The sequence below is a fragment of the Methylobacterium sp. Leaf94 genome (assembly GCF_001426045.1).
GTDB lineage: Bacteria > Pseudomonadota > Alphaproteobacteria > Rhizobiales > Beijerinckiaceae > Methylobacterium.
Genome location: NZ_LMRM01000043.1, coordinates 1 through 9,415, shown reverse-complemented (window position 1 = coordinate 9,415; position 9,415 = coordinate 1). Strand labels below are relative to the sequence as shown.

The 9,415-nt window shown below is 68.1% G+C and carries 9 protein-coding genes and 1 pseudogene; 7 read left to right on the top strand and 3 right to left on the bottom strand.

The window, feature by feature from the left end; all coding sequences use genetic code 11:
• The 3 genes and pseudogenes from ASG63_RS27110 to ASG63_RS25510 form a co-directional block, all read right to left on the bottom strand.
• Window positions 1-81, bottom strand: a pseudogene (locus tag ASG63_RS27110) (CsbD family protein); the annotation flags it as partial.
• Between the two features lie 395 nt (window positions 82-476).
• Window positions 477-1,934 (bottom strand): helix-turn-helix transcriptional regulator, encoded by a 1,458-nt coding sequence (locus ASG63_RS18400; protein WP_056219844.1) that lies wholly within the window; start codon window positions 1,932-1,934, stop codon window positions 477-479.
• A gap of 170 nt (window positions 1,935-2,104) precedes the next feature.
• Window positions 2,105-2,464 carry a hypothetical protein gene (locus tag ASG63_RS25510; RefSeq protein ID WP_156394248.1) on the bottom strand — a complete coding sequence of 120 codons (360 nt, stop codon included), beginning with the start codon at window positions 2,462-2,464 and terminating at the stop codon, window positions 2,105-2,107.
• 320 nt (window positions 2,465-2,784) lie between these two features.
• Between ASG63_RS25510 and exbB the strand changes: the two genes are divergently transcribed.
• The 7 genes from exbB to ASG63_RS18360 all read left to right on the top strand — a co-directional run bounded on the left by exbB (window position 2,785) and on the right by ASG63_RS18360 (window position 9,381).
• Complete coding sequence (gene exbB / locus ASG63_RS18390) at window positions 2,785-3,771, top strand: tonB-system energizer ExbB (protein WP_056219834.1); 987 nt, start codon at window positions 2,785-2,787, stop codon at window positions 3,769-3,771.
• Window positions 3,772-3,775: 4 nt separating this feature from the next.
• The gene (exbD, locus tag ASG63_RS18385; RefSeq protein WP_056219831.1) at window positions 3,776-4,213 is read left to right on the top strand and encodes a TonB system transport protein ExbD; all 438 of its coding nucleotides are present in this window, start codon (window positions 3,776-3,778) and stop codon (window positions 4,211-4,213) included.
• Entirely contained in the window at window positions 4,210-5,094 is an 885-nt protein-coding gene (locus ASG63_RS18380; protein ID WP_056219829.1) for a TonB family protein, read from the top strand. The genes exbD and ASG63_RS18380 overlap by 4 nt, the downstream gene beginning before the upstream one ends.
• A gap of 74 nt (window positions 5,095-5,168) precedes the next feature.
• Window positions 5,169-6,488 carry a M16 family metallopeptidase gene (locus ASG63_RS18375; protein ID WP_056219826.1) on the top strand — a complete coding sequence of 440 codons (1,320 nt, stop codon included), beginning with the start codon at window positions 5,169-5,171 and terminating at the stop codon, window positions 6,486-6,488.
• Between the two features lie 61 nt (window positions 6,489-6,549).
• The gene (locus tag ASG63_RS18370; RefSeq protein ID WP_244476334.1) at window positions 6,550-7,818 is read left to right on the top strand and encodes a M16 family metallopeptidase; all 1,269 of its coding nucleotides are present in this window, start codon (window positions 6,550-6,552) and stop codon (window positions 7,816-7,818) included.
• A 122-nt stretch (window positions 7,819-7,940) separates the two neighbouring features.
• On the top strand, window positions 7,941-8,396 hold the full coding sequence (locus ASG63_RS18365) for a hypothetical protein (protein WP_156394247.1): 456 nt from the start codon (window positions 7,941-7,943) through the stop codon (window positions 8,394-8,396).
• A 130-nt stretch (window positions 8,397-8,526) separates the two neighbouring features.
• Window positions 8,527-9,381, top strand: coding sequence for a TlpA family protein disulfide reductase (locus tag ASG63_RS18360; protein WP_056219820.1), 855 nt, complete (start codon window positions 8,527-8,529; stop codon window positions 9,379-9,381).
• The last annotated feature ends 34 nt before the right edge of the window (window positions 9,382-9,415 follow it).

The window sequence follows — 9,415 nt, the reverse complement described above, 5'->3', positions numbered from 1 at the left end:
GCCGGTGAGATCGCCCACCGTGCCCTGAACCTTGCCGCCGAGCTCCTTGGCGGCGCCCGTGATGCGATCCGTGTCGACCATGATGGTTGTCCTTGCTGCGCGCGCTTCGTGGCGCGGAGTTGTGGGTGTGTTGCCGGTGAGAGCGGCGAAGAACGCCGTCGCCGGTCTCGCGGAGGCTAACGCCGGGCCGATCCCGGCCTGGTGTCGGCCCGGGTGGGGTTCCCCGTCCCGACCTGCCGTTCGCCGATCCGTTCGCCGCCTGTCGCCCTGACCCAGCCCCGGTGGACGTCGGGCTCCGGCAGAGCGCAGGCTGGCGATCTGAGAGCGGTCAAGTCGAAGCTCCCGGCTGGAGGGGCGCCGATCCGGCGGAGGGTGAAGTTCGGCGGTGGAACCCTCGGCCCGTCGTCCCTGGTTCGTGAGATGGCCCCTCGGACCACCGCTTCAATAGTGAAAATGTACCGGTAATCCAGGATTTTTTACCCGGACGACGCTGTCGGGAAGCCGTTGTTGCGGCCCCAGACGATGGCCTCGGTACGCTTGTGCACGTCGAGCTTCCGGTAGAGGGCCGCCGCGTGGTTGCGCACGGTGTTCTTGGACAGGTTCAGTCGTTTGGCGATGACCTCGTCCGAGAGCCCGGCGCAGATCAGGTCCAGGATCTGGCGCTCGCGCACCGTCATGTTGGGCGAGACCGCATCCTGATGGCCCGCGCCGGGCTGGCGCAGGTGGGCCAGCTTCTCGATCAGTCCGCGGCTGAACCAAGAGGTGTCGGCCATCACCGCCTCGATCGCCTCGAACAGCTCACGCTCGCTCCGCTTGCGCTCAGTGATGTCCTGCAGCACCAGGAGGACGAAGGCCTCCGCGCCGATCTCGACTCGCTCGGCCGAGACCAGGCAATCGAGGTTACTCCCGTCCTCATGACGCAGGCAGACCTCCAGTCCCATCACGCAGCCGGTGCGCGCCAGGGCCGTCTCGAAACGGTCGCGCTGTGGCTCTGAGACCCAAAGGTCGAGATCGGCCGGCGTGCGGCCGGTGACCGTCTCAGAACCAAAGCCGAAGGCGCGGCTGAAGGCCTCGTTCACGCCGGTGATCGCCAGACCTTCAGCGCGGGCCAGCAGGGTTGGCACGGGGGTGAGGCGGAACGCCTTGGCGAAGCGCTCCTCGCTCTGGCGCAGGGCGGTCTCGGCCTTGCGCCGCAGTTCGAGGTCGGCGAAGGTGAAGAGCATGCAGCGCTCTTCGCCGAGTTCCATCGGTTGCCCGGCCACGATGACGAAGCGGGTGCCGCCGTCGGGCAGGTCGAGGCAGGCTTCCATCTGCGGTATGGTGCCGCCGCTGTTGAGACGATCGATCGCCAGGTCCCGGTTGCGGGCATTGGCCAGGACGTCGACCTCGTAGACGCTGCGGCCGATGACGGCCTCGCGGGTGAAGCCGGTCATCTCCAGGAAGCCGAGGTTGACCTTGACGAAGCGCAGGTCCGCGAGTCGGCAGATCACGGCGGGTGCGGGGTTGGCGTTGAAGGTCGCCTCGAAGCGCGCCTCGGCCTCGAACTGGTCGGAGACGTCCTTGAGGATAAGGGCGAGGCAGCTCGGCTGGCCCTCGCGGTCGGTCGCAACCAGGCTGCGCAGCGAGTGGACGAAGTCGGCATCGGGTCGATCGGTGCGCGTGACCTCGACGATGACGTCGTGGAAGCGCTCGCCCGAGACGACGCGCTCCATCGGATACTGGTTGAGGGCATGGTTGTTGCGGTAGCGCAGGGCGAAGCGCTCGCGGTAGGCATCCACCGTTCCGCCGAGTTCCTCCAGGCTCTCGGCCCCATGCATGGCCAGCGCCGCCGCATTGGCGTAGGCGATGGTCTGGTCGGGCTCGACCAGGATCACGCCCTCGCTCAGTCCGGCCACGATCTGCTGGAGTTCATGCCTGTCGACGCCGAGTGTCACCGGGACTCCCATCCGCTCAAATCAAGTCCCGCCGTAACCGGCCTCCGTGACGGCGGGTTCCGATGAAGCCTGGCGAATATCTGGTATATTCGGATCATTGACGTGAACGTGAACGATCATCCGGCGCCAGGGTGACCGCAATCGACGTCCGAAGGCTGACCGCAACGGGGTCAAAAAGGGCCCGCGATGCTGCGGCGAACGACATCGCCGATGACCGGCGCGATGCTGCAACCCGACCGTGGCGCGCCCGCCTCAGGTTCATGGCGCAGTCCACGCCGAACATCCTCGCAGTCGCGCTCGACCTGGACGCGCCGCTGGGTTCCATATCCCTCGACGATCGCCCGAGGGGCGATGCCCCGGGCTTGCAGGTCCCGGAGAAGGCGTTCCGCGAGGACACAGAGCGCCCGACGCGGACCGGCATGCACCGTGGTCTCCGCGTCGCGGATGAGACGTCGCGCCGGGCGATCGTCATGGGTGGATGCGCAGGAACGGCTGCCCAGCGGCGATGATGCCAGCCAGATCGCCGCCATTCACCGCTCGCAGCCGGTCGTTCGTTTCCGGTCCAATGGACCCGTCGTGACTGCGAACCGAAATGTCCTCGACCTGATAGGCTGCAGCTTCGATGAGGACCGCGGGAAGGATAACAAACTCTTTGTCGAGTCCAGGACGCGCGCCGGACTCGAATACACCGCACTCGGGAACACGCTGCGCCGGGGGCCCCACAGGTCGTCTGCGCCCTCGCGGGAAACCCTGGGCAAACCGGAAAATGCGGGGGTCGGGTGGCAGATTGCGCGCCTCGTCCCACAGAGCCTTCGAAGCACTACGGTGACTGCAACGAAGGTTCAGCCCAATGACGGTGACGACGGCCTTTCATGAATCCGGTTCGGCGAACGGTCCGCGGCGTGGGATTGCCCTGACGATCACGGCCCTGATCCTGCTAGGTGCGGCCGCGATCACCACGCCAGCAGCGGCGCAGGACGTCGAGGCACCGGCAGACGCCGTATCGACCAACGTCGCGCCGGACAAGGGCGTACCAGGCGCGCCCGCGCTCCCCCCGGCGTCCACGCCCGCGAGCGTGCCGGCGGGACCCGGCGCGACGAGCGCGCAGCTTCCGGCCACCGGCAAGGCGGCCGGTGCCGCCCACGACTTCTCGCCCATAGGGATGTTCTTCAGTGCGGACGTCGTCGTGCGGGCGGTGATGGTGACGCTTCTCCTGGCGTCGGTGGTGACTTGGGCCATCCTCCTAGTGAAGACGCTGAGCCTGGCCTTCGCCAAACGGCAGATCCGGTCGAGCCTGAAGGCGCTACGGTCGGTCGCCAGCCTGCCGGAGGCGAATGACCAGGTTCGCCGCGGCATCGGGGCGCTTCTGCTGATCGAGGTCGAGGGCGAGGTCGTGCTCTCGCAGGGGCTGCCGAGCGAGGGCATCAAGGAGCGGGCGGCCATCGCGCTCACTCGGATCGAAGGCAAGATCGGCAAGCGAATGGCGTCCGGAACCGGAATTCTGGCGACGATCGGTTCGATCGGCCCGTTCGTCGGCTTGTTCGGCACCGTGTGGGGCATCATGGGCAGCTTCATCGGCATCGCCAACTCGAACACCACCTCTCTCGCGGTGGTGGCGCCCGGCATCGCCGAAGCGCTGCTTGCCACCGGCATCGGCCTCGTCGCGGCGATCCCCGCCGTCGTGATCTACAACGCGCTGACGCGCTCGATCACCGGCTATCGGGCCTTGGTCGGCGACGCCGTCGCGCTGGTCATGCGTCATCTGTCGCGCGACCTCGACACGCGTGAGGCGGTCACCTACGGCCGCCCGTCCAAGTTGCGCCTGGCTGCGGAGTAGGCGCATGGCCGTCAACCTCGGATCCAACGGCGGCGACGATCTCGTCGAGAACGCCGAGATCAACATCACGCCGTTCATCGACGTGATCCTGGTGCTGATGATCATCTTCATGGTTGCGGCGCCGCTCTCGACCGTGGGTGTTCCGGTCGAGTTGCCGACCTCTTCCGCACCCCAGCAGCCGCGGCCGGACAAGCCGGTCTATGTCAGCATCAAATCCGATCTATCCGTCACCCTGGGAGAGGACGCGGTGGCCCGGCCGAATCTCGGCACGGCCCTTGATGACGCGACGAAAGGCAACAAGGACGAGCGCATCTTCCTGCGGGCCGACAAGGGTGTGCCCTACGGCGAACTGATGCAGGTGATGAACCTGCTTCGCAGCGCAGGCTATCTCAAGGTCGGCCTCGTCGGTCTCGAGGAGACGTCCGGCGGAGCGCAACCATGATGCATCCGCCGCCTGAAGCCTTTCTTCAGGCCACCGAGCAGCGTCGCGCGGAGTTGGAAAGGTCCGAGCCGTCCGTGCTGCTCCGGTTCTTGGGCTGGGCGGTGGCCGTCCTCCTAATGCTCACCGTCCATGTCGGGCTCTACCTCGCCCTGACGCAGAGGTCCGAGAAGGCTTCCGCTCCGCAGGAGATGCCCGCGGCGATCATGATCGACATGTCGCCAGAGCCCACCGTCGCGAAATCCGACGTGGACAACGACAAGGACGGTCCGGCGGCGCCGGATGCACAACAGGCCCAGCCGGAGCCCTTCGACGAGGCTCCGCCACCGCCCGATCCCGAGGCGGTTCTCGAGGCGCCCCCGCCGCAGGTCGCACCCCAGGCCGTTCTTCCCCCGACGATCCCGAAAAAGGTGAAGGCGCCCGAACCCAAAGCGCCCGAACCCAAGCCGCCCGAGAAGCCGCGGCCTCTCAAGAAGCCAGCCCCGAAAATCCACGTCCAGAAGAAGTCTCATCCCAGTGCAGCGTCCCGGAGCGGCGGCGGTCCGAAGTCGGACCAGCAGAATGCGAACCGGACCGCCGCCGCCGCCGCCGGTTCGGCGATCAGCCAGGCGTCCCGCGCGACCTGGCAGAACGAGATGCGCGCCCGGATCGTCCGCGCCAAGCGCTTCCCTCCGTCCGCGGCCGGCGCCGTCGGGGTGTCGGTGGTGAGCGTCACGTTCGCGGCCAACGGCAGCGTGATGGGCGCGCGCCTCATCGCATCCTCCGGCAATGCGGCTCTCGATGCCGAGGCGGTGGCCGTGATGTACCGGGCGGCCCCCTTCCCGCCGCCCCCGGGCGGCCAACCGATCACGCAAACGATCCCGTTGAACTTCAGCCGCCGGTAGCGCTCCGGCCGAGGCACGGGACGCAAGATCCCGCCTCCCAGCCGGGCACCTTTCCAAACCCGAAACGAGCAGACATGCCTCCGAAATCGTCCCACCTTCCGCCCCCCCCGGCGGCGGCGCACACGGCCATCGCGGTCTCGGCATTCGGGCTCGAGAACGGGATGCAGGTCGTCGTCATCCCGGATCGCCGCAGCTCGATCGTCACCCACATGATCTGGTACCGCAACGGTTCGACGGACGACCCGCCCGGCAAGTCCGGACTGGCCCATTTCCTCGAACATCTGATGTTCAAGGGCACCGAGCGGTATCCCGCCGGCGTCTTCAGTGAAATCCTCGCCTCGCTGGGCGGCGAGGAGAACGCGTTCACGGGTTGGGACTTCACCGCCTATCACCAGCGTATCCCCAACGAGTACCTGGCGACCTGCATGGCCTACGAAGCCGATCGCATGCGCAATCTCGTCTTCGAAGACGCCGTGGTCACCACCGAGCGGGGCGTCGTCCTGGAGGAGCGCTCGATGGTTGCGGATGCCAACCCGGCCGGCCTCCTCGGAGAGGCGGTGGCGATCGCCGCGAGCCCGGCCCATCCGTCGGGGCGTCCCATCATCGGCTGGCGTCACGAAATCGCCGGCCTGACCCGGGCCGATGCCCTCGCCTATTACCGGCGCTTCTACACGCCCGAGAATGCGCTCCTGGTGGTGGCCGGCGATGCCGAACCGGAGGCGGTGCGGAACCTCGCCGCCGAGATCTACGGTGCGATCCCGGCCTCTGGCGCGCCGTCCGCGCGCTGGCACCCGGCGAATCCGCCGAGCCGGGCCCACCGGCAGATCACCCTGGTCGAGACCACCGTCGGCGACCCGCAACTGACGCGGCTGCATCAGGTCCCCTCGCCCGCCGATGCGGCCCCGGGCCAGGCGGAGGCCCTGGACGTGCTCGCCTTCCTGCTGGGCGGCGGCAGCACCTCGATCTTCCACACGCAACTCGTCGTCGCGCAGGCCTGTGCGACCCGCGTCGAGGCCTCCTACTGGTCCGCCCTCTTCCGCGGTCCGTCGCGCTTCTACATCCAGGGTTCACCCGCGTTCGGGACCACGCCCGAGGATCTCGACCGTGCGATCGACGCGTTGCTCGACGCTTTGCGGGTCTCGGGTTTCGAGGCCTCCGCCATCACGCGCGCCAAGACGCAACTCGTAGCCAGCGCCCTGTACGCCCGTGACAGTCAGGTGAGCCTCGCCAACTGGTACGGCATGGCCCTGTGCTGTGGCCTCACGCTCGACGATCTCGCGACGTGGCAGGCCCGCATCGAGGCGGTCGACGCCGACGCGCTCCAGCAGGCTCTTGCCCTGCTGGAGTGGCGGGGCGGCGTATCGGGCCATCTCGTTCGGTCTCGAGCGGCCTGACCGGGGAAGATCTCTCTCCATGACGATTCACATGACGTCTTCCGGGAAGCCTCACCCTTCGGTGAGGCCGAACCCCTCCGGCAAGCCCCTCGCCGCCCGCGTGCAATGTCTGCGCAGCCCCGGCGGTATCGAGGCCTGGCTCCTCGAGGACCATACGCTGCCGATCCTGTCGATGCAGGTCGGGTTTCGGGGCGGTCCCACGCTCGATCCATGCGGCCGGGCCGGCACCGTACGAATGCTCGCCAACCTGCTCACTGAGGGCGCCGGATCGATGGACGGGGGCACGTTCCGCCGGGCCCTGGGCGACCGTGCGATCCAGATGTCCTTCTCGGTCTGGAGCGACAGCCTGCGCGGCGAACTCAAGACGCTCGCCCGCGAGACCGAAGCGGCCTTCGATCTGCTGTGCCTCGCCTTGCGTGACCCACGCCTGGCCGCGGACGACATCATTCGGGTTCGAAGCGCGATGGAGGCGGAGGTTCGCGCCGGCCTCAGCCGCCCGGATCAGGTGGTGAGCCAGACCTTCGCCGCGCGCGGGTTCGCCGGGCATCCCTATGGCCAGCCGACCTCTGGGGATCTCGACAGCCTGCCGCGGATCGAGCAGGCGGACCTTGCGGCGGTGCAGACGCGGATGCTGAACCGCAATAACCTGCGGGTCGCCGTCGTCGGTGCGATCGGGCCGGACGATCTCTGCCTTGCCCTGGATCGCGTCTTCCTCGAACTCCCGATGGGCGCGCCGGCGCAGACGCCGGCGATCGCGCTGCAGGGGCTCGGCGAACGCATCGTCACCCGGCTCGACCTTCCGCAATCGACGATTCGCTTCGGACGGCCCGGCCCCTCCCGCAAGGACCCGGACTTCGCTGCTGCCACCGTGGTGAACCAGTGCCTGGGCGGGGACATGTCCTCGCGCCTGTTTCGGGAGGTCCGGAAGAAGCGAGGGCTCTGCTACGCGATGGGCACCGCCCTTCAGGTGGCGGATGGCGCCTCGACTCTCGTGGGCCGCACCGCGACCCGGAACGATCGCGTCGCGGAGGCGCTCGACGTGATCGAGGCGGAGCTTGTCCGGTTGTCTCGCGAGGGCCTCGAGGCCGACGAGATGGAGCGGAGCAAGGGCTACCTCATCGGCTCCTCCAAGCTGCGCCTCGACAGTTCATCGGCCATTTCAGCCCTCTTGCTGGGATTGCAGCTCGACGGGCGCCCGCTGGACTGGCTCGACACCCAGAACACGCGCATCGCCGCGGTGACCTCGGAGGACGCGCGACGCGCTGCGGCGCGCCTTATCGGTGATGCTCGCCTGCTCGTGGCGATTGCCGGAGATCCGGTGGTGCCGTGATCGCGTCGGCGTATCCCGAGCCGGCAAACCCAGGGGTTCCCCGCCATTGGACCGCCGGGCTCAATTTTTTTCTTCATGGGCACATTCGGGCGGCACCCTTGCCCGATCTGGAGGGACGGGACGTGAGATCGATCGTCATGATGAGCCTTGGGCTGATCCTCGGGGGACCATTCGCCGCTGAAGCGCAACCGCTGGCGCCCGGGACGACCGCACCGGCTGCACCCAGTGTGGCCCAGCCCGGTACCGGGCGGGAGGGTTCCGCGAGGGCCGGCCTTCTCGCCGCCTCCGCGGCTTCCACTCCGGCACCGGGAGGCTTCGATCCGCCGGGGCAGAAGCCGCCGCGGCCGGACAATGCGCTGGGGCCGGATCTCGTCGCCTACGTCTTCGCACCGGTCGGACGGATCGTGGGACCGATCACCGAGGGCCTTCATGCCTTCGACGCGGCCCTCGCCCCAGTCAACGCAGTCCTGCTGCCGTTGACCGGTCCTCGGACCGTCGCATCCGAGGCCCCGCCGACTCCCCCATCGGTTCCGCCGCTGGCGGCGGCGGAACCCACCGGGCGCCTGCCGCGCAAGTAACGGCTCCGCTCCGCTCTACCGGACGCATCGCCCGGTCCGCGTCGGCGGACGGGTCAGGTTTCAGGCCATTTTGGCCGAGTCCCGCTTGGCCGAGTCCCGCGCGACACAGTCCTCAGGAAGGTCGTCACTCATGTCCTCATCCGAGCTGCTCATCGGCGATCCCGCTCCGGCCATCGAGATCGAGACGTTTCTGAAAGGCGAACCGATCACGGGCTTCGCACCGGGCCGCGTCCACGTCGTCGAATTTTGGGCGACCTGGTGTGGCCCCTGCGCCGCCAGCATTCCGCATCTGACGGATCTTCAGGGGCGCCATCCGGCCGTGCTGATCCTTGGGATTGCCGTCGGGTGGGCGGAGCTTGAGGTCGTGCAGACCTTCGTGCGCACGTGGGACGACCGGATCGGCTACCGGATCGCCATCGACCGCCGGCCGGATCACGAGATCGGCCGGAGCCTGATGCGCGTCGCCTGGTGCGACGCGGCCTACCAGCAGGGTGTGCCGACGGCCTTCATCGTGGATGGCGCGGGTCGCATCGCTTGGATCGGACATCCGATGGACCTGGATGCGCCGCTCGCTGCGGTGGTCGAAGGACGCTGGGAGCTCGCCGCTGCCGCCGAGGCGCACCGGGCACAATTGCTGCGGGACAAGGTCCGCGAGGCCTGGGCCTTGGAGCGGGCGGTGCGTGCCTGCGCCGACATGGGCGACCGGGACGGCATGCTGCGGGTCTACGACACGGCCTTTACCGCCGAGCCCGCGCTGGAGCGGACGTTTGGCTTCGGCAAGTTCAAGCAACTAGCGGCCGGCAGCGAGGCGGCCCTGGCCTACGGACGGCACCTGATCACCGAGGTCGGCGCAGACGACGTCAATATGCTCTTCAAGATCGGGCTCGGCCTGACGCAACAGGGCGAAGCCCTGGAGTGTCCGACGTCAGCACCTGTGAGACAGATTGAGGGTCTTCACGAACGGAGGATGGCTGGTTCATCGTAGCCCCTGAGGAGCGAAGATGAAGCAGACATCCGGA

Excerpts from the sequence above, each read along its gene's own strand:
- ASG63_RS18375 (WP_056219826.1), top strand. The coding sequence starts at position 5,169 with ATGCCTCCGAAATCGTCCCACCTTCCGCCCCCCCCGGCGGCGGCGCAC.
- ASG63_RS18380 (WP_056219829.1), top strand. The coding sequence starts at position 4,210 with ATGATGCATCCGCCGCCTGAAGCCTTTCTTCAGGCCACCGAGCAGCGT.
- ASG63_RS25510 (WP_156394248.1), bottom strand. The coding sequence starts at position 2,464 with ATGGCGGCGATCTGGCTGGCATCATCGCCGCTGGGCAGCCGTTCCTGC.
- exbB (WP_056219834.1), top strand. The coding sequence starts at position 2,785 with ATGACGGTGACGACGGCCTTTCATGAATCCGGTTCGGCGAACGGTCCG.
- ASG63_RS18360 (WP_056219820.1), top strand. The coding sequence starts at position 8,527 with ATGTCCTCATCCGAGCTGCTCATCGGCGATCCCGCTCCGGCCATCGAG.
- exbD (WP_056219831.1), top strand. The coding sequence starts at position 3,776 with ATGGCCGTCAACCTCGGATCCAACGGCGGCGACGATCTCGTCGAGAAC.